Source organism: Ensifer sp. SSB1 (assembly GCF_016652895.1).
Lineage (GTDB): Bacteria > Pseudomonadota > Alphaproteobacteria > Rhizobiales > Rhizobiaceae > Ensifer.
The window spans coordinates 33,568-51,423 of sequence record NZ_JAEPRP010000026.1 but is presented as its reverse complement, the minus strand read 5'-3'; the positions used below and the strand labels follow the sequence as shown (position 1 = coordinate 51,423).

At 62.8% G+C, this 17,856-nt stretch carries 17 protein-coding genes; 1 reads left to right on the top strand and 16 read right to left on the bottom strand.

Translation table 11 applies throughout. The annotated features are described in order from the left end of the window. Nucleotides 1–89: 89 nt before the first annotated feature. The 12 genes from I8N66_RS09365 to sdhC form a co-directional block, all read right to left on the bottom strand. On the bottom strand, nucleotides 90–503 hold the full coding sequence (locus I8N66_RS09365) for an MAPEG family protein (RefSeq protein ID WP_113535261.1): 414 nt from the start codon (nucleotides 501–503) through the stop codon (nucleotides 90–92). A gap of 155 nt (nucleotides 504–658) precedes the next feature. After that, on the bottom strand, nucleotides 659–1,891 hold the full coding sequence (odhB, locus tag I8N66_RS09360) for a 2-oxoglutarate dehydrogenase complex dihydrolipoyllysine-residue succinyltransferase (protein ID WP_291152729.1): 1,233 nt from the start codon (nucleotides 1,889–1,891) through the stop codon (nucleotides 659–661). Between the two features lie 56 nt (nucleotides 1,892–1,947). After that, complete coding sequence (locus I8N66_RS09355) at nucleotides 1,948–4,944, bottom strand: 2-oxoglutarate dehydrogenase E1 component (protein WP_113535263.1); 2,997 nt, start codon at nucleotides 4,942–4,944, stop codon at nucleotides 1,948–1,950. 247 nt (nucleotides 4,945–5,191) lie between these two features. Then, a complete protein-coding gene (gene sucD / locus I8N66_RS09350; RefSeq protein WP_058321727.1) occupies nucleotides 5,192–6,094 on the bottom strand; it encodes a succinate--CoA ligase subunit alpha in 903 nt (300 codons plus the stop codon). A 17-nt stretch (nucleotides 6,095–6,111) separates the two neighbouring features. Then, nucleotides 6,112–7,305, bottom strand: a complete 1,194-nt coding sequence (gene sucC, locus I8N66_RS09345; protein ID WP_113535264.1) for an ADP-forming succinate--CoA ligase subunit beta — start codon at nucleotides 7,303–7,305, stop codon at nucleotides 6,112–6,114. 113 nt (nucleotides 7,306–7,418) lie between these two features. Further along, nucleotides 7,419–8,384, bottom strand: a complete 966-nt coding sequence (gene mdh / locus I8N66_RS09340; protein WP_113535265.1) for a malate dehydrogenase — start codon at nucleotides 8,382–8,384, stop codon at nucleotides 7,419–7,421. Between the two features lie 183 nt (nucleotides 8,385–8,567). Further along, nucleotides 8,568–9,722: a cell division protein ZapE gene (gene zapE, locus I8N66_RS09335; RefSeq protein WP_291152719.1), complete on the bottom strand. Its 1,155-nt coding sequence runs from the start codon at nucleotides 9,720–9,722 to the stop codon at nucleotides 8,568–8,570. Nucleotides 9,723–9,781: 59 nt separating this feature from the next. Then, the gene (locus tag I8N66_RS09330; protein ID WP_291152716.1) at nucleotides 9,782–10,327 is read right to left on the bottom strand and encodes a protease inhibitor Inh/omp19 family protein; all 546 of its coding nucleotides are present in this window, start codon (nucleotides 10,325–10,327) and stop codon (nucleotides 9,782–9,784) included. A 304-nt stretch (nucleotides 10,328–10,631) separates the two neighbouring features. Beyond that, nucleotides 10,632–11,411 carry a succinate dehydrogenase iron-sulfur subunit gene (locus I8N66_RS09325; protein WP_223725793.1) on the bottom strand — a complete coding sequence of 260 codons (780 nt, stop codon included), beginning with the start codon at nucleotides 11,409–11,411 and terminating at the stop codon, nucleotides 10,632–10,634. 18 nt (nucleotides 11,412–11,429) lie between these two features. Continuing rightward, the gene (gene sdhA / locus I8N66_RS09320) at nucleotides 11,430–13,271 is read right to left on the bottom strand and encodes a succinate dehydrogenase flavoprotein subunit (RefSeq protein WP_291152713.1); all 1,842 of its coding nucleotides are present in this window, start codon (nucleotides 13,269–13,271) and stop codon (nucleotides 11,430–11,432) included. A gap of 7 nt (nucleotides 13,272–13,278) precedes the next feature. After that, a complete protein-coding gene (gene sdhD, locus I8N66_RS09315) occupies nucleotides 13,279–13,659 on the bottom strand; it encodes a succinate dehydrogenase, hydrophobic membrane anchor protein (RefSeq protein WP_113535270.1) in 381 nt (126 codons plus the stop codon). Between the two features lie 17 nt (nucleotides 13,660–13,676). Continuing rightward, complete coding sequence (gene sdhC, locus I8N66_RS09310; protein ID WP_223725795.1) at nucleotides 13,677–14,069, bottom strand: succinate dehydrogenase, cytochrome b556 subunit; 393 nt, start codon at nucleotides 14,067–14,069, stop codon at nucleotides 13,677–13,679. Nucleotides 14,070–14,375: 306 nt separating this feature from the next. Between sdhC and I8N66_RS09305 the strand changes: the two genes are divergently transcribed. Beyond that, a complete protein-coding gene (locus tag I8N66_RS09305; RefSeq protein ID WP_291152708.1) occupies nucleotides 14,376–15,215 on the top strand; it encodes a hypothetical protein in 840 nt (279 codons plus the stop codon). Between the two features lie 100 nt (nucleotides 15,216–15,315). Here the strand turns inward: I8N66_RS09305 and I8N66_RS09300 are convergent, their stop codons facing one another. From I8N66_RS09300 to I8N66_RS09285, 4 genes are all read right to left on the bottom strand, one after another. After that, nucleotides 15,316–15,981 carry a methyltransferase gene (locus I8N66_RS09300; RefSeq protein WP_291152704.1) on the bottom strand — a complete coding sequence of 222 codons (666 nt, stop codon included), beginning with the start codon at nucleotides 15,979–15,981 and terminating at the stop codon, nucleotides 15,316–15,318. Between the two features lie 58 nt (nucleotides 15,982–16,039). Next, entirely contained in the window at nucleotides 16,040–16,471 is a 432-nt protein-coding gene (locus tag I8N66_RS09295) for an EVE domain-containing protein (RefSeq protein WP_113535274.1), read from the bottom strand. A gap of 7 nt (nucleotides 16,472–16,478) precedes the next feature. Then, on the bottom strand, nucleotides 16,479–16,772 hold the full coding sequence (locus I8N66_RS09290) for a YciI-like protein (protein ID WP_291152701.1): 294 nt from the start codon (nucleotides 16,770–16,772) through the stop codon (nucleotides 16,479–16,481). 67 nt (nucleotides 16,773–16,839) lie between these two features. After that, nucleotides 16,840–17,841: an NAD(P)H-dependent glycerol-3-phosphate dehydrogenase gene (locus I8N66_RS09285; protein ID WP_291152698.1), complete on the bottom strand. Its 1,002-nt coding sequence runs from the start codon at nucleotides 17,839–17,841 to the stop codon at nucleotides 16,840–16,842. Between the last annotated feature and the right edge of the window lie 15 nt (nucleotides 17,842–17,856).

Here is a 17,856-nt window from a genome sequence, read left to right as displayed (position 1 = left end):
GCCCGTCCTTGACGCAGATATGCGCCTGGATCGGCGGAACGTTGGGTCCGAATGCCATGCCAATCTCCTCTTGCCTTGCCGCAGAGATGCTATGCCATGAGCCGGGCGACCATCAGCAACAGTGCGATGATCGACACGAACCAGACGATGGAGCGCAACACAGGAATGCCGGCGACATAGAGGCCGGTATAGACCACCCGTGCCAGAATCCACGTCACCGCACCGATCGCACCAAGACCGCCGGTCTTGCCGGTCACCGCCAATGCAAGCGCAAGGGCGACGAAGGCAGGGTAGGTTTCCAGCATGTTGCGAAGCGACCGCAGCAGACGTCCTGCCACGATGCTCTTCGAAACGCGCTGCTCATCCCGGGGGCCAAGCAGGTATTTGACACCGAGGTCTCCGGCGAGGTCAAGCGACAGCGCCTGCACCAGGATGTGAGCGACCAGCAACACGACGCTCCAGCCGAGCACCCAGACTTCAGTCGACGCGGCTGCGGCTTCCATCACCCCTCGCACTCTCAGGATCAATCCAGATCAGTATCACGTTCCCGGCGCGGCAAACCGTCTCGGCAAGGGTGGCGGGTGAACGCTGAACCACTGTCTCCGACAGGCATGACGATCGACGGGGGCGCGCAGAGGCGCCCCCGTTTGTTCAGAGATTAGAGATCGAGAACCAGACGTTCCGGATCTTCCAGGCTTTCCTTGACGCGGACGAGGAAGGTCACGGCTTCCTTGCCGTCGACGATGCGGTGATCGTAGGAGAGCGCGAGGTACATCATCGGACGGATGACGACCTGGCCGCCGATGGCGACCGGGCGATCCTGGATCTTGTGCATGCCGAGGATACCCGACTGCGGCGCGTTGAGGATCGGCGAGGACATCAGCGAGCCGTAGACACCGCCGTTGGAGATGGTGAAGGTACCACCCTGCATGTCGGCCATCGAAAGCGCACCGTCACGGGCGGCCTTGCCGAGGCGGCCAATGTCCTTCTCGACTTCGGCGATCGACATCTGGTCGGCATCGCGAACGATCGGAACGACAAGACCCTTGTCCGTGCCGACGGCGACGCCGATGTGGCAGTAGTTCTTGTAGATGATGTCGGTGCCGTCGATCTCGGCGTTGACGGCCGGGATTTCCTTCAGCGCGTGGGTGACGGCCTTGGTGAAGAAGCCCATGAAGCCGAGCTTCACGCCATGCTTCTTCTCGAAGATGTCCTTGTACTTGTTGCGCAGCGCCATGACGGCGCTCATGTCCACCTCGTTGTAGGTGGTGAGCATGGCCGCGGTGTTCTGTGCGTCCTTGAGGCGGCGTGCAATCGTCTGGCGCAGGCGGGTCATCTTGACGCGCTCTTCGCGAACGACGTCTTCCGCCGTCGACGGAGCACGGGCCTGAACCTTGGCCGGCTCGGAAGCGGCCGGCGCAGAGATGCCCTTGGCGACGGCAGCGAGCACATCACCCTTCAGCACCTGGCCACGCTTGCCGGAGCCATCGAGCTGGTCAGCCGAGAGGTTGCTCTCAGCGAGCAGCTTGGCAGCAGCCGGTGCCGGCGGCATCGACGAGGCGGCCGGAGCAGCAGCAGCAGCCGGAGCGGCAGCAGCAGGCTCGGCCTTCTTTTCAGCAGCGGCAGCCGGAGCGGCTGCAGCGGCGCCGGCGGCACCTGCAGCGATCTGGCCGAGCAGCGCGCCAAGACCGACGGTCTCGCCGGCCTGGGCGACGATTTCGGAGAGCGTGCCTGCGGCCGGTGCCGGAACTTCGATCGTCACCTTGTCGGTTTCGAGTTCGAGCAGGGGTTCATCGGCCTTGATGGCGTCGCCGACCTTCTTGAACCAGGTGCCGACGGTCGCTTCGCTGACGGATTCGCCAAGGGTGGGAACGCGGATTTCTGTTGCCATGATTTTTGTTCCGTTGATCAGATATCTGTTTCTATTGGCTCAGAGCGAGGGGAGCATCAGCCCCCCAGCGCGTCCTCGAGGAAGGCGGCAAGCTGCGCCAAGTGCTTCGACATCAGGCCCGTCGCCGGCGAGGCGGCGGCCGGACGGCCGGTGTAGCGCACGCGCTGATACTTGGCGTCGATATGGGCGAGAACCCATTCGAGGTACGGGTCGATGAACGACCAGGCGCCCATGTTCTTCGGCTCTTCCTGGCACCAGACCATCTCCGCGTTGCGGAAGCGGCTGAGCTCGTTGATGAGCGCCTTGGCCGGGAACGGATAGAGCTGTTCGACGCGCAGCAGGTAGATGTCGTCGATGCCGCGCTTTTCGCGTTCTTCGAGCAGGTCATAATAAACCTTGCCCGAGCAGAGCACGACGCGACGGATCTTGGAATCCTTCTGCAGCTTGATCGGGCCGTCCTTGATGACCTCGGCGTCATCCCACAGCAGGCGGTGGAACGAGCTTTCGCCGGCCATTTCCGACAGGCTGGAGATCGCACGCTTGTGGCGCAACAACGACTTCGGCGTCATCAGGATCAGCGGCTTGCGGAAGTCGCGCTTCACCTGGCGGCGCAGGATGTGGAAGTAGTTCGCCGGCGTCGTGACGTTGGCGACCTGCATGTTGTCTTCGGCGCAGAGCTGCAGGAAGCGTTCGAGGCGGGCGGAGGAATGCTCCGGACCCTGGCCCTCATAGCCGTGCGGCAGCAGGCAGACGAGACCCGACATGCGCAACCACTTGCGCTCGCCCGAAGAGACGAACTGGTCGAAGACGACCTGCGCACCGTTGGCGAAATCGCCGAACTGGGCTTCCCAGAGGGTCAGCGCGTTGGGGCGGGCAAGCGAGTAGCCGTATTCGAAGCCAAGAACCGCCTCTTCCGAAAGCATCGAGTTGATGACTTCGTAGCGGGCCTGGGTCGGCGCGAGGTTCGCGAGCGGAATGTAGCGCTCTTCGGTCTGCTGATCGTAGAGAACCGAGTGGCGCTGCGAGAAGGTGCCGCGTTCGCAGTCCTGGCCCGACAGGCGGATCTTGGTGCCCTCGATGCAAAGCGTGCCGAAAGCAAGCGCTTCGGCCATGGCCCAGTCGACGCCTTCGCCGGTCTGGATCATGTTGGCGCGGTTTTCCATGAAGCGCTGGATCGTGCGGTGCGCATTGAAGCCTGCCGGGATCTCCGAGATCTTGCGGCCGACTTCCTTGAGCTGCTTCATCGGCACCGAGGTCTTGCCGCGGCGCTGTTCATCCTGGTTGTCGGCCGAGCGCAGGCCCGACCAGGCACCATCGAGCCAATCGGCCTTGTTCGGCTTGTAGGACTGGCCGGCCTCGAACTCCTGCTCGAGGTGAGCACGCCAGTCGGCCTTCATCTTCTCGACTTCGCCTTCGGTGATCAGGCCTTCGGCAATCAGTCGGTCGGAGTAGAGCTGGACGACGGTCTTGTGGGCGCGGATGACCTTGTACATCTTCGGCTGGGTGAACGCCGGCTCATCGCCTTCGTTATGGCCGAAGCGGCGGTAGCAGAACATGTCGATGACGACAGGCTTGTGGAACTTCATCCGGAATTCGGTGGCGATCTTGGCCGCGTAGACAACCGCTTCCGGATCGTCGCCGTTGACGTGGAAGATCGGCGCTTCGATCATCTTGGCGACGTCGGACGGATAGGGCGACGAACGCGAGAAGGCCGGATTGGTGGTGAAGCCGATCTGGTTGTTGATGATGAAATGCACGGTGCCGGCGACGCGGTGGCCGCGCAGACCCGAAAGGCCGAGGATTTCGGCAATCACGCCCTGGCCTGCGAAGGCAGCATCACCGTGCAGCAGCAGCGGCATGACCTTGGAACGTTCGCGCAGCGGGATGATGTCGCCTTCAAAGACGGTCGCCATCTGGTCCTGTTTCGCACGGGCCTTGCCCATGACCACAGGGTTGACGATTTCGAGGTGCGAGGGGTTCGCCGTCAGCGACAGGTGAACCTTGTTGCCGTCGAACTCGCGGTCGGAGGAAGCACCGAGGTGGTACTTCACGTCGCCCGAACCTTCGACGTCGTCAGGCGCGTAGGACCCGCCCTTGAACTCGTGGAAGATGGCGCGGTGGGGCTTGGCCATGACCTGCGAAAGCACGTTCAGACGGCCGCGGTGGGCCATGCCGAGCACGATTTCCTTCAGGCCTTCCTGGCCGCCGCGCTTGATGATCTGCTCGAGCGCGGGGATGAGCGATTCCCCGCCGTCGAGACCGAAGCGCTTGGTGCCCTTGTACTTGACGTCGATGAACTGCTCGAAGCCTTCCGACTCGATCAGCTTCTGCAGAATCGCCTTCTTGCCTTCAGGCGTGAACTCGACGCCCTTGTCCGGACCTTCGATACGTTCCTGGATCCAGCCCTTCTCTTCCGGGTTGGACATGTGCATGAACTCGACGCCGATCGTCGAGCAGTAGGTGCGCTCGAGGATCTCGACCATCTCGCGAACGGTCGCGTATTCGAGGCCCAGCACGTTATCGATGAAGATCTTACGATCGAGATCCTTGTCCTCGAACCCGTAGTTCGAGGGGGAAAGCTCGTTGTAGTCTTCGACCGGGGCAGCAAGGCCGAGCGGATCGAGCTTGGCATGCAGGTGGCCGCGGGCGCGGTAGGCACGGATCATCATGATGGCGCGGACGGAATCGCGCGTCGCCTGGTGGATGTCGGCGGCGCTGGCAACGGTACCGGTGGCGGCAGCCGTTTCCTCAACCTTCGCCTTGACCTTCTTCTCGATGACCTTCTCGACCGTGCCCCAGTCGCCATCGAGCGCCGAGACCAGTTCACCATTGGCCGGGATCGGCCAGTTGTTCTTTTTCCAGGAGGCGCCCTTGGCTGCCTTCACCACATCTTCCGGCCGGTCGGCGAGCGCCTTGAAGAAGGCCTGCCATTCGGCCGACACGGACGCCGGGTCCGCCTCGTAGCGTGCATGGAGCTGCTCGATATAGGCGGCGTTGGCGCCGTCCAGAAACGAAGTGAGCTGGAATTGCTCGTTGGCCTCTTGCCTTGTCATGGTCTCACGCGGACTGTTCTGTCCGCCTCCTGACTGAAGTTGGGTTGCCGGGTATCCCGGTCGTTCATGTTCGTTCGGCGCGTCCGGGCGCCGGGCCTTTTTCCTACGATGCCGCGCATCCTTGAGGACGCGCCGGGTCACCGTGGCACTTCATTGCCGCGTATCCTGATCTTGCATCAGCCAAGGAAACACGCGGACTGCAGATTGCCCGGGCCGGATCGGTCCGGCCCGGGCAGAAGTCTTGCGATCAGCCCTTGAGGACTTCGACCAGCGTCTTGCCGAGACGGGCCGGCGAAGGCGACACGCGGATGCCTGCCTGTTCCATCGCGGCGATCTTGGATTCCGCATCGCCCTTGCCGCCGGAAACGACAGCGCCGGCGTGACCCATGGTGCGGCCCTTCGGCGCGGTACGGCCGGCGATGAAGCCGGCCATCGGCTTCTTGCGGCCCTTCTTGGCTTCGTCGATGAGGAACTGCGCCGCATCCTCTTCGGCCGAGCCGCCGATTTCGCCGATCATGATGATCGAGGTCGTGGCTTCGTCGGCCAGGAACATCTCGAGCACGTCGATGAACTCGGTACCCTTGACCGGGTCGCCGCCGATGCCGACAGCCGTCGTCTGGCCGAGGCCTTCGTTGGAGGTCTGGAACACGGCTTCATAGGTGAGCGTACCCGAGCGCGAAACTATACCGACCGAACCCTTGCGGAAGATCGAGCCCGGCATGATGCCGATCTTGCATTCTTCCGGCGTCAGGATACCGGGGCAGTTCGGGCCGAGCAGGCGCGACTTGGAGCGGTCGAGACGGGCCTTGACGCGCACCATGTCGGCAACCGGGATGCCTTCGGTGATGCAGGTGATGAACGGGATTTCCGCATCGATCGCCTCGATGATCGCGTCCGCAGCGCCTGCCGGCGGAACGTAGATCACGGATGCGTCCGCACCGGTCTTTTCACGGCCTTCGGCAACCGAAGCGAAGATCGGCAGGGTTTCGCCCTTGGAGCCGGTCCAGGTTTCGCCGCCCTTCTTCGGGTGAATGCCGCCGACCATCTGCGTGCCGTAATAGGCAAGCGCCTGTTCGGTATGGAAGGTGCCGGTCTTGCCGGTCAGGCCCTGAACGAGGACCTTGGTGTTCTTGTTAACGAGAATCGACATTAGGTCTGGTCCTTCAGTTAGCCGTTGATCGCGGCGACGATCTTCTTGGCAGCGTCATCCAGATCGTCGGCGGCGGTGATCGCCAGGCCGGATTCGTTCAGGATCTTCTTGCCAAGCTCGACATTCGTGCCTTCGAGACGAACGACCAGCGGAACCTTGAGGCCGACTTCCTGTACGGCCGCGACGACGCCTTCAGCGATAACATCGCACTTCATGATGCCGCCGAAGATGTTGACGAGGATGCCCTCGACCTTCGGGTCGGCCGTGATGATCTTGAAGGCTGCCGCGACCTTCTCCTTGCCGGCGCCGCCGCCGACGTCGCAGAAGTTCGCCGGCTCCTTGCCGTAGAGCTTGATGATGTCCATCGTCGCCATGGCAAGGCCTGCGCCATTGACCATGCAGCCGATGTTGCCGTCGAGCGCCACATAGGCGAGGTCCCACTTGGAGGCCTCGATTTCCTTGGCGTCTTCTTCGGTTTCGTCGCGCAGTGCCTTGATATCGTCGTGGCGGAAGAGCGCGTTGCCGTCGAACGAAACCTTGGCGTCGAGAACGCGCATGCGGCCGTTCTTCATGACGATCAGCGGGTTGATCTCGAGCAGGCTCATGTCCTTTTCGACAAAGGCCTTGTAGAGGATCGGGAAGAGCTTTTCGGCGTCAGCCTTGGCTTCGCCGTCGAGCTTCAGGGCCGCGGTGAGCTTGGCAAGATCAGCGGCGGTGACGCCGGCTTCCGGGTTGATCGCGACGTTGACGATCTTTTCCGGCGTGTCGTGCGCAACGGCCTCGATGTCCATGCCGCCTTCCGTCGAAACGACGAAGGCAACCTGGCCGACCGAACGGTCGACGAGCAGCGACAGGTACAGTTCGCGATCGATGTCGGCGCCGTCCTCGATGTAGAGGCGGTTCACCTGCTTGCCGGCCGGGCCGGTCTGCGCGGTGACGAGCGTGTTGCCGAGCATTTCCTTGGCATGAGCCTTGGCTTCGTCGATCGAGAAGGCAAGACGAACGCCGCCCTTGGCGTCGGCGGAAAGTTCCTTGAACTTGCCCTTGCCGCGGCCGCCGGCATGGATCTGGCTCTTGACCACGTAGAGCGGGCCCGGGAGCGACTTGGCAGCTGCCTCGGCTTCATCGGCGGAGAAGATCGCAACACCTTCCGCGACCGGTGCGCCATAGCTCTTCAGGAGAGCCTTGGCCTGATATTCATGAATGTTCATGGTGGTTTTCCTGTCTGGAGCATTATGCGGGCAGGTGAGGCACCTACCCGCACCAATGCGGCAAAAACAAAGAGGCTGAGCGGATACGGGGACGCCCGCTCAGCGGGACGCGATTACTGCTTCAGGCTCGGCGCAATGCCGATGCAGGCTTCGCAAAGACCGGCGACCGAAGCGACCGACTTGTCGAACGCTTCCTTCTCGGCCTTGTTGAGATCGATCTCGATGATGCGCTCGACGCCGCCGGCGCCGATAACGGTCGGCACGCCGACATACATGTCCTTGACGCCGTACTGGCCCGTCAGATGCGCAGCGCAGGGCAGGACGCGCTTCTTGTCCTTGAGGTAGGCTTCGGCCATTTCGATCGCCGAGGCGGCCGGTGCGTAATAAGCCGAACCGGTCTTGAGCAGGCCGACGATTTCGGCGCCGCCGTCACGGGTGCGCTGGATGATTTCTTCGAGGCGTTCCTTGGTGACCCAGCCCATCTGCACGAGGTCGGTCAGCGGGATGCCGGCAACGGTCGAGTAGCGGGCGAGCGGCACCATGGTGTCGCCGTGGCCGCCGAGAACGAAAGCGGTGACGTCCTGGACGGAAACGTTGAATTCCTGGGAAAGGAACAGGCGGAAGCGCGAACTATCGAGGACGCCGGCCATGCCGACGACCTTGTTCTTCGGCAGGCCCGAGAACTTCTGCAGTGCCCAGACCATGGCGTCGAGCGGGTTGGTGATGCAGATGACGAAGGCGTTCGGAGCATACTTCTTGATGCCTGCGCCAACCTGTTCCATGACCTTGAGGTTGATGCCGAGCAGGTCGTCGCGGCTCATGCCAGGCTTGCGCGGCACGCCGGCGGTGACGATGCAGACGTCGGCACCTTCGATGGCGGAGTAGTCGCTGGCGCCGGTGAGGTTCGCGTCGAAGCCTTCGACCGGGGAGGACTGGGCGATGTCGAGGCCCTTGCCCTGCGGGATGCCGTCAGCGATGTCGAAGAGGACGATGTCGCCCAGTTCCTTCAGGCCGGCGAGATGGGCCAGCGTACCACCAATCATCCCTGAACCGATAAGTGCGATCTTGTTGCGCGCCATGAAAGTGCTTCCTTTGTGATCCCAATATGATCGAGGCCTGAAACGCGGCAAACGCCAAACCTTCGCCGAAAGCCATTAAACGGCAAATGGTAAAATATCAAACGATACTTTTTGGTGAAGTAATTTCAATCGGTTAGATCATAAAATTCTTACGTAAACGTAAGAATTTCCGTCACGACTACGTCACGAGACGGCCCGATTGGCGGGGTGCTCGGCGGCATATTCCTCACTTTGCATCTCGATCAGGCGCGAAACCGTGCGGTCGAACTCGAAGCCTTCCGTACCCTTCTTCTGGGTCAGCAGATCCTGCGGTTCGGCCGCGGCCGAAGCGAACAATCGCGCGCCGTTGTCGTAGAGCGTGTCGACGAGCAGGATGAAGCGCTTGGTCTCGTTGCGCATGTGGGGACCCAGATGTGGCACGTGATCGACGAAGATCGTCGAATAGCGTTCGAGGATGGCAAGATAGTCGGCCGCCCCCAGCGGCTGCTGGCAGAGATCGGCAAATGCAAAGCGCGCGCTTTGCCCGGCGGCAGCCGGCACATGGATCTTGCGGCCCTTGCGTGGCACTTCCGCCGGAGCAACGGCCTCGTGGCGGGTTTCCTGGGCCCAGGCGCGCGCCATCGCCGCATCCGCCTCCGGGCCGAGCGGCGAAAGCCATACCGGGCTGCCGTCGGTCTTCGTCAGGCGGTAGTCGGTATCCGTGTCCAGAGAGATGACCTCGGCATTCGCCTTGAGGAGATCGATGAAGGGCAGGAACAGGCCACGGTTGAGGCCGTCGCGATAGAGATCGTCAGGCGCAACGTTCGACGTCGCGACCAGCACGCAGCCCTTGGAAAAAAGCTCGCCAAAGAGCCTGCCGAGGATCATGGCATCGGCAATGTCGGTTACCGAAAACTCGTCGAAGCAGAGCAGGCGCGCCTCGCCGAAGAGCTCCGAGGCAACCGGCGGGATCGGATCCGCCTGCTTGGTCTCGCCGTTCTTGAGCTTCTGGCGGTGCCTGTAGATGCGCTCGTGCACATCGGCCATGAATTCATGGAAATGCGCCCGGCGCTTGCGCTGGATCGGCACCGTATCGAAGAACAGATCCATCAGCATGGTCTTGCCGCGCCCGACGCCACCATGGATGTAGAGACCCTTGACCGGCGGCTGGTCCTTCTTGCGCGAAGCAAACAGCCAGCCGAGCGCATTGGTCTTGCGCGACGGGCGGCTGGCCAGCAGCTCAGCGGAAAGGTGATCGAAGCGCCGCGCAATCGTAAACTGTGCGGGGTCGCGCTTACGCTCGCCGCTCGCGACGAGCGCTTCGAGCTTGCGGTAGATACTGTCGTCAGGATTGAGCACGTCTCACCCGAGATGGGACGGAAAAACAAAAGCCCGGCGCGAGACCGGGCTCTATGGCGTCAGCGGCTGAGGCTGACCGGCTGGCCGCCGTTGGTCGAGCCGTCGAAACGGGCATCCGCCGTCTTGTAGAGACGGGCGATGGCGTTGCCGCTGCGATCCTTGAGAACCACCTGCGTGCCGGCGACTTCCCAGGAACCCATCGTCGTCAGCTCGCCGGCGCAGCCACGGGTGCCGCCGCGCGAGCCGGAGCCGAGATTGGTGAGCGTCAGGAACATGTCGCAGGAGCTGCCGGCGCTCGATACACGCCAGTTGCCGACCATCGATTCCTTGGTAACGTCAAGACCGCCGCCCGCAGCCGCAGCGACCTGCGTGCCGGGCTGCTGAACCGTGCCGGGCGTCATCGTCCCGTTCGTCGGTGCAGCCGGGAATTGCGACGTGTTTCCGGTCGGTGCCGGAAGCTGGTTCGACGAAACCGAGGGAACCGGTGCGGCCTGGATGGGAGCGGGTGAAGCGTCCTGGGAACTGAAACCGCCCATTGATGTCCGCTGGCATCCGGTCAGCGCAAGCACAACTGCCAGCCCCGCCGCCGCATGAATAACCCGCATATCCCTACTCCTGTTCGTGTCCGCGAACCATGATGCAACGCGATAATATAGGCCGAAATACAGCAAATCCACCTGACAAATCAAGGGACGACGATTCCTGGCGACCTGTTGCAGGATTGAAACGTCTGAGCCGCGGGCAAGCCACCGTCGGCAACACGCACGACAACTCGTCGCCGCAAACAACGTCCGGCAATCACACGCCCCACAATCAAGGATTGCCAGGCCGAAGCCACCTGCCGGCATATCAAAACAGAAGTGGCGGGCCAGGGACCCGCCGCTTTCACATTCGAATTCTACCCGTCGATCAGACGCGGCGCTCGACCAGCATCTTCTTGATTTCGCCGATCGCCTTGGCCGGGTTCAGCCCCTTCGGGCAGGCCTGGGCGCAGTTCATGATCGTGTGGCAGCGATAGAGGCGGAAGGGGTCTTCGAGATTATCGAGACGCTCACCGGTTGCCTCGTCGCGGCTGTCGATCAGCCAGCGATAGGCCTGCAGCAACACGGCCGGACCGAGGTAGCGGTCACCGTTCCACCAGTAGCTCGGACAGGAGGTCGAGCAACAGGCGCACAGAATGCACTCGTAGAGGCCGTCAAGCTTGAGGCGATCCTCGTGGCTCTGCTTCCATTCCTTGGCCGGCGTCGGCGAAACCGTCTTCAGCCAGGGCTCGATCGAGCGGTGCTGGGCGTAGAAGTTGGTGAGGTCGGGTACCAGGTCCTTCACGACCGGCATGTGCGGCAGCGGATAGACCTTCACCGCACCCTTCACCTCGTCCATGCCCTTGGTGCAGGCGAGCGTGTTGGTGCCGTCGATGTTCATCGCGCAGGAGCCGCAGATGCCTTCGCGGCAGGAGCGGCGCAGCGTCAGCGTCGGATCGATCTTGTTCTTGATGTAGAGCAGACCGTCGAGCACCATCGGGCCGCAATCGTCGATATCGATATAGAATGTATCGATACGCGGATTGGCGCCATCATCCGGGTTCCAACGGTAGATGCGGTATTCGCGAACGTTGGTCGCGCCCTGCGGCTTCGGCCAGACCTTGCCTTCCGTCATCTGCGAGTTCTTGGGGAGAGCGAGTTCAACCATGTGCCTTATTCCTCAAGATCAGTAGACGCGGGCCTTCGGCTCGATCTTCTTGGGATCGATGCCGTCGGCGATCAGGTCGGTATGGACAGGGCGGTAGTCGAGCTTGACGTCGCCGGCCTCGTTGACCCAGGCAAGCGTGTGCTTGCGCCAGTTGACGTCGTCGCGGCCGCCGAGCGGGCCTTCGGTGAAGTCCTCGCGGGCGTGCGAACCACGGCTCTCCTTGCGCGCTTCGGCGCCGTAGATCGTCGTGATGGCGTTGGCCATGAGGTTTTCGAGTTCCAGCGTCTCGACGAGGTCCGAGTTCCAGATCATCGAACGGTCGGTGACCTTGATGTCGGGCATCTCTTTCCAGATCGCCGAGATGCGCTTGCAGCCCGATTCCAGCGATTCCTGGGTACGGAACACGGCGGCGTCTTCCTGCATGGCGCGCTGCATCTTTTCGCGCAGCACCGCCGTCGGCGTGCTGCCGTTGGCGTTACGCAGGCGGTCGAAGCGGTCCATGATCCGGTCGCAGGCGGCCTTGTTGAGTTCCGGGATCGCCTCGTCGCGGTCGATCACCTGACCGGCGCGGATGGCGGCGGCACGGCCGAAGACCACGAGGTCGATCAGCGAGTTGGAGCCGAGGCGGTTGGCACCGTGCACCGAGGCGCAGCCGGCTTCGCCGACCGCCATCAGGCCGGGCGCGACGCGCTCCGGGTTCTGGTTGTCGGCATTCAGCACTTCGCCCCAGTAGTTGGTCGGCACGCCGCCCATGTTGTAGTGCACCGTCGGCAGAACCGGGATCGGCTCGCGCGTCACGTCGACGCCGGCAAAAATCTTCGCCGATTCCGAGATGCCCGGCAGGCGCTCGTGCAGGACGGCCGGATCCAGATGGTCGAGGTGCAGGAAGATGTGGTCCTTGTTCTTGCCGACGCCGCGGCCTTCACGGATTTCCATCGTCATGCAGCGCGAGACGACGTCACGCGACGCAAGGTCCTTGGCGGACGGCGCATAGCGCTCCATGAAGCGCTCGCCTTCGGAGTTGACGAGGTAGCCGCCTTCGCCGCGTGCGCCTTCGGTGATGAGGCAGCCTGCGCCGTAGATGCCGGTCGGGTGGAACTGGACGAACTCCATGTCCTGAAGCGGCAGGCCGGCGCGCGCAATCATGCCGCCGCCGTCGCCGGTGCAGGTGTGCGCCGAGGTCGCCGAGAAATAGGCGCGGCCGTAACCGCCGGTCGCCAGCACCACCATCTTGGCGGAGAAGCGATGGATCGTGCCGTCGTCGAGGTTCCAGGCGACGACGCCGGTGCAGCGGCCGTCATCCGACATGATCAGGTCGAGCGCGAAATACTCGATGAAGAACTCGGCGTTGTTGCGCAGCGACTGGCCATAGAGCGTGTGCAGGATCGCGTGGCCGGTGCGGTCGGCCGCCGCACAGGTGCGCTGCACCGGCGGACCTTCGCCGTAGTTCTGCATGTGGCCGCCGAAGGGCCGCTGGTAGATCTTGCCTTCCGCGTTGCGCGAGAACGGCACGCCGTAATGCTCGAGCTCATAGACCGCCTTCGGCGCTTCCATGGCGAGATACTGCATGGCGTCGACGTCGCCGAGCCAGTCGGAACCCTTGACGGTGTCGTAAAGGTGCCACTGCCAGCTGTCCGGCGTCATGTTCTGCAGCGAAGCGGCGATGCCGCCCTGGGCGGCAACCGTGTGCGAGCGGGTCGGGAAGACCTTGGTGATGCAGGCGGTCTTCAGCCCCTGCTCTGCCATGCCGAGCGTGGCGCGCAGGCCCGCGCCGCCGGCGCCGACGACGACGACGTCGAAGGCGTGATCGACATATTGATAGGCCTTGCCGTTTGCAGCGGGTGAACTGTTCGATGCCATGGCGAAATTACCCTGCAAAAGCGATCTTCAGGATGGCGAAGAGACAGAGCCCGCCAACCGCGATCGTGAAAAATGTATTGAGCATGAGAAGGCCGATCTTCATGCCTTCGCCATGCACGTAGTCCTCGATGATCACCTGCATGCCGAGACGCATGTGGATCAAGCCCGAGAGCACGACGAGGGCCATGACGACCGCGACGAAGGGGTTCGCGAGCGCGGCAACGACATCCGCGTGGGGGGCGCCTGCATAGCGAACGAGGAAGATGACGAAGAAGATCAGCAGCGGAACGTTGGCGACCGCCGTCAGGCGCTGGCGCCAGAAGTGATCAGTGCCTTCCTTGGCGGAGCCAAGACCGCGAACCTTGCCGAGAGGTGTACGCATATCCATGGGTGTCTTCCTCTCAGTTAACGGACGAGATAGCCGACCACCCAGATCAGCAGCGTCAGCGCCACCGAACAGACGATCGTCGCCTTGGCCATCTTGGTGGCGAAGTGCTTCTCGTAACCGTAGCCGAGATCCCAGGCAAAGTGGCGCAAGCCGCCGAGCATGTGGTGCACCAGCGCCCAGGTGTAACCGAAGAGCACCAGCTTGCCGATCAGCGTGCCGAACAGCCAGCTGACCCAGTCGTAGTAGGCCGCGCCCGAGGCGGCGGCGATCAGCCACCAGGCAACGAGAATGGTGCCGAAGTAGAGTGCGCCGCCGGTGATGCGGTGCACAATGGACATCACCATCGTCGGGATCGGTTTATAGATTTGAAGATGCGGCGAGAGTGGCCGGCTTCTTGTGACATCCGTCATCGGAACCTCACGGAAATGCCCGGGTTTACGCCCATAAAACTGGACGATTTTAGTCCGGTATCGCACCTGATTGTGCGCAATTCAGTCCTTCGGACCTTTAATCACCATAATGCTTAACGACAAGTGTGTTTGCGGTGCAAAATCAATTTAATCGATTAGACGATTTGCGCCATTTTCCAGCCCGCCGAAGACATGGGCGTCCGTTAACGATAGCAGCAAAAAGCCAAGCAATTCCGTGACTTTCCGACGGAAGTGGCCCAGAGTGACTTTAACGAATTGTTAAGCGTCATCCGGAGGGCGAACAGAATGAGTCTGTTCAGGGCAATCCATGCGACCAAAGTGCTAGCACTCGCCGGCCTGGTCATCGCCACGACCTGCATCCCCTTGGAGGCCCGTGACGGCGGTGGAGCACGCGGCTTCCAGATGCGCACCAACCATATGCGCATGTCTTCGGATCGCTCGTTCCCGGGCTACCAGGTCGACCGCTCGGGCTACCGCAACGGCTGGAACCGCAACCGCATGCCCCGTCGCGACTGGATGGCCAACAATGGTCTGCCGGAGGTCGAGACACGCACCCGGCACGTGCGCCTTCCGCAATATAGGCCCTACCCCGGCTACGGCGGGGGCTGGGAGCATCGCGGCGGATGGGCCCGCGACCGGGCGGGCAACGACGTCTGGACGTCCGGCGGCCGCCGCCATGATGGGCGCCGGGGTATCGACAATGGACTGCCGGAGGTCGAAACGCGCACAAGGCATGTTCGCCTCCCGCAGTATCGCCCCTATCCCGGCCCCTATGCCGATCGCTGGGGCAACGGCGGCGGATGGGTTCGTGACCGCGCCGGCCGTGAGATCTGGACATCCGGTGGCCAGCGCCGCGACTATCGCCCGAACTACTATGGCAGCTATGGCAACGACGAATATCCAGACACCGTTCCAGGCATCGGCACCTATGTCGGCGGCATTTCCGCCTACGTCGATGTCGGCAACGGCATCTACTTCAACCAGGAAGGCGATTACGGTTATAGCGATGATGGCACGTACGCGCCGCCCCCGCAGTCAAGACGCGGCAAGATCATCAACGTTACGCCGCAAACGATGAACAGCTCCTGCGCCTATGAACACGGCGTCTGCGTGATCCGGCGATAGGTTCGAGGAGACTTCAGAAGATCGGTTTCACAGAACCACGACGACGACGTCGATTGGCTGCGCGTGCCGTCCGCTATCGCGACGGGATTCGCCGGATGTTTCAACCGGCCGCTTTTTCAGCAGCACCGAAGCGCCAGACGGTCGTGCGCTTGACCTCGCTGTCTTCCAGCGCCCGTGTCACGGGAACTTCGTAGGTCGCAAGCGCCGTCATCATCTCGCGCGGGCAGTAGGAGCGGCCGGGATCGCCGACGATCACCATCGCCCCCTTGGCGACCAGATCCGAAAACCACGGCTTCAACCGATCGGCAAAGGCCTTGTCGTAGAAGACGTCGCCGGCGAGATAGACATCGGCCTCAAGATCGCGGCCGGTCACGTCCTCGCCCGTATAGGAAAGAGTGACGCCATTGAGTGCGGCATTGAGCTGGACCGCCGTTTCCGCCCAGGGATCGATATCGGCGGCAACAACCGAAGCCGCCCCCGCCTTCATCGCGGCGATCGCCACCAGGCCGGAACCGGAAGCGAAGTCGACGACGCGACGGCCGCGCACCGCCTCCGGGTGATCGAGGATGTAACGGGCAAGCCCCTGCCCTCCGGCCCAGGCAAAGGCCCAGAACGGCGGCGGCAGGCCGATCTCCTGCAGTTCCTCCTCGGTTTTCAACCAGAGCTCATGCGCCTCGGTCGCCAGATGCAGGCGCACCTCCGGTACATGCGGCGGCGAAAGCACGCTGGTATTGGCGAGAATGAAGCTTTGCGGATCGGTCTTCACGAAACTCTCCGAGCCTGTCCGAAAAACGAAAGCGGTTTCCGGACAGGCGGAAATCAAATTACCGCGGCGGGTTGTCGAGCCCACCCATGCGGCAGACTTCGATCCATTCGTCTTCGGTCACCGGCTGCACCGAGAGGCGCATGGAGGTCACAAGCGACATCTTGGCGAGCTTCGGATTGTCCTTGATTTCCTTCAGCGTCACCGGGCGCGGCATGTCGACAACGGCACGGATATCGACGCAATCCCAACGGGCGTCGCCTTCGGCAGTCGAATCCGGATGCGAAAGCGCGCAGACCTCCGAGATGCCGACGATCTCCAGACCTTCGTTCGAGTGGTAGAAGAAGCCCTTGTCGCCGATCTGCATCGCCCGCATGTTGTTGCGCGCCTGGTAGTTGCGCACGCCGGTCCATTCGGTGCCCTTGGCGCCCGCATCCTTCTGCATCTGCCAGGACCATTTGAAGGGCTCGGATTTGTAAAGCCAATGCGCCATCGTGATCTCAAGCCTCCGGATTGTTGAAGACCCAGTTGAAGGCCTTGATCTCGACATTGGAGAAAAGCCCCGCTTTGGCATAGGGGTCGGCTTCGGCGAGCGCACGAGCTTCTTCAATCGTCTCGGCCTTAAGGATCACCAGGCTGCCGGTCGGCTTGCCGTCGTCACCGAGGAACGGGCCTGCCATCTTCAGAATGCCCTTGGCATTCAGATCGTTGAGATAGGCAACGTGGTCGGGGCGGGTGTCGAGCCGAAGCTGCAGCGCGCCTGATTTGTCGGTGCATTGAAGTGCGAAGAGCATGCTTCCTCCTTAAGTTATCGTTTGGCGTGGGATGCGGGCGGAAGACCGCTTTACACCCACGCCACCATCATTCCTGAGTGATCGGACGGGACATCAATTGTTCGAGCGCGGTGCTGACGTCGAGCTTGCCGTCGATGATCGCCGCCACCGCTTCGGTGATCGGCATTTCGACGCCGAGATCATGGGCGACGCGCGCAGCAACCGACGCCGCAAACGCCCCCTCGACCAGTTCGCCCTTGCGCCCGCTGGCGCTGCCGTGCTCGCCGAGCGCAATGCCGAAGCGGAGGTTGCGCGACTGGTGGCTGGTCGCCGTCAACACGAGATCGCCGAGACCCGAGAGCCCACGCACCGTATCGGCCTCGCCACCCTCGGCGGCAATAAACCGCGACATCTCCGCAAGGCCGCGCGAGATCAGCGCGGCGCGGGCGCTGTCACCAAGCCCTGCGCCCTCGACGATGCCACAGGCGATCGCCAGCACGTTCTTGAGCGCGCCGCCGAGCTGCACGCCGATGCGGTCCTCCGACGGGTATAGCCGGAAAGTGGGCCCAGACAGGACCTTGGCAAGCATCGTCGCCGTCTTGTTGTCGGCGGCAGCGATCACCATGGCGGTCGGCAGGCCCTTGGCGATATCGGCGGCGAAACCGGGACCGGAGAGCACGCCGATCGAACGGCCGGGGAGTTCCTCTGCCAGAACATCGGTCAGCAGCCGGCCGGTCGCCTGCTCCATGCCCTTGGCACAGGTAACGATGGTGGCCGCGGCATTGATCTGCGGACCATATTGACGGGCCGCATCACGATGCGCCTGCGACGGCATGGCAAAGAGCACGACCTCGGCATCGGCGAGAACGGAGACGTCGGCCGCATGTTTCAGCGCAGGCGGCAGATCGATACCCGGCAGCGCATCCTCGTTGCGGCCGGTATCGCGGCACGCATCGGCAATCTCCGCACGGCGGGCAAGCAGCGTCACGTCACTGCCTTCAGCCGAGGCAGCGACCGCGGCCAAGGCAGTGCCAAAGGCGCCAGCGCCAACCACGACGATTTTGGGCCCGATCTTGGAGGTGTCGTTCATTCTCTATCCGTATGC

What these genes read in the sequence shown, in the direction of transcription:
- I8N66_RS09365 (WP_113535261.1), bottom strand. Translation starts at nt 503, where the DNA reads ATGGAAGCCGCAGCCGCGTCGACTGAAGTCTGGGTGCTCGGCTGGAGC.
- odhB (WP_291152729.1), bottom strand. Translation starts at nt 1,891, where the DNA reads ATGGCAACAGAAATCCGCGTTCCCACCCTTGGCGAATCCGTCAGCGAA.
- I8N66_RS09355 (WP_113535263.1), bottom strand. Translation starts at nt 4,944, where the DNA reads ATGACAAGGCAAGAGGCCAACGAGCAATTCCAGCTCACTTCGTTTCTG.
- sucD (WP_058321727.1), bottom strand. Translation starts at nt 6,094, where the DNA reads ATGTCGATTCTCGTTAACAAGAACACCAAGGTCCTCGTTCAGGGCCTG.
- sucC (WP_113535264.1), bottom strand. Translation starts at nt 7,305, where the DNA reads ATGAACATTCATGAATATCAGGCCAAGGCTCTCCTGAAGAGCTATGGC.
- mdh (WP_113535265.1), bottom strand. Translation starts at nt 8,384, where the DNA reads ATGGCGCGCAACAAGATCGCACTTATCGGTTCAGGGATGATTGGTGGT.
- I8N66_RS09330 (WP_291152716.1), bottom strand. Translation starts at nt 10,327, where the DNA reads ATGCGGGTTATTCATGCGGCGGCGGGGCTGGCAGTTGTGCTTGCGCTG.
- I8N66_RS09325 (WP_223725793.1), bottom strand. Translation starts at nt 11,411, where the DNA reads ATGGTTGAACTCGCTCTCCCCAAGAACTCGCAGATGACGGAAGGCAAG.
- sdhA (WP_291152713.1), bottom strand. Translation starts at nt 13,271, where the DNA reads ATGGCATCGAACAGTTCACCCGCTGCAAACGGCAAGGCCTATCAATAT.
- sdhD (WP_113535270.1), bottom strand. Translation starts at nt 13,659, where the DNA reads ATGGATATGCGTACACCTCTCGGCAAGGTTCGCGGTCTTGGCTCCGCC.
- sdhC (WP_223725795.1), bottom strand. Translation starts at nt 14,069, where the DNA reads ATGACGGATGTCACAAGAAGCCGGCCACTCTCGCCGCATCTTCAAATC.
- I8N66_RS09305 (WP_291152708.1), top strand. Translation starts at nt 14,376, where the DNA reads ATGAGTCTGTTCAGGGCAATCCATGCGACCAAAGTGCTAGCACTCGCC.
- I8N66_RS09295 (WP_113535274.1), bottom strand. Translation starts at nt 16,471, where the DNA reads ATGGCGCATTGGCTTTACAAATCCGAGCCCTTCAAATGGTCCTGGCAG.
- I8N66_RS09290 (WP_291152701.1), bottom strand. Translation starts at nt 16,772, where the DNA reads ATGCTCTTCGCACTTCAATGCACCGACAAATCAGGCGCGCTGCAGCTT.
- I8N66_RS09285 (WP_291152698.1), bottom strand. Translation starts at nt 17,841, where the DNA reads ATGAACGACACCTCCAAGATCGGGCCCAAAATCGTCGTGGTTGGCGCT.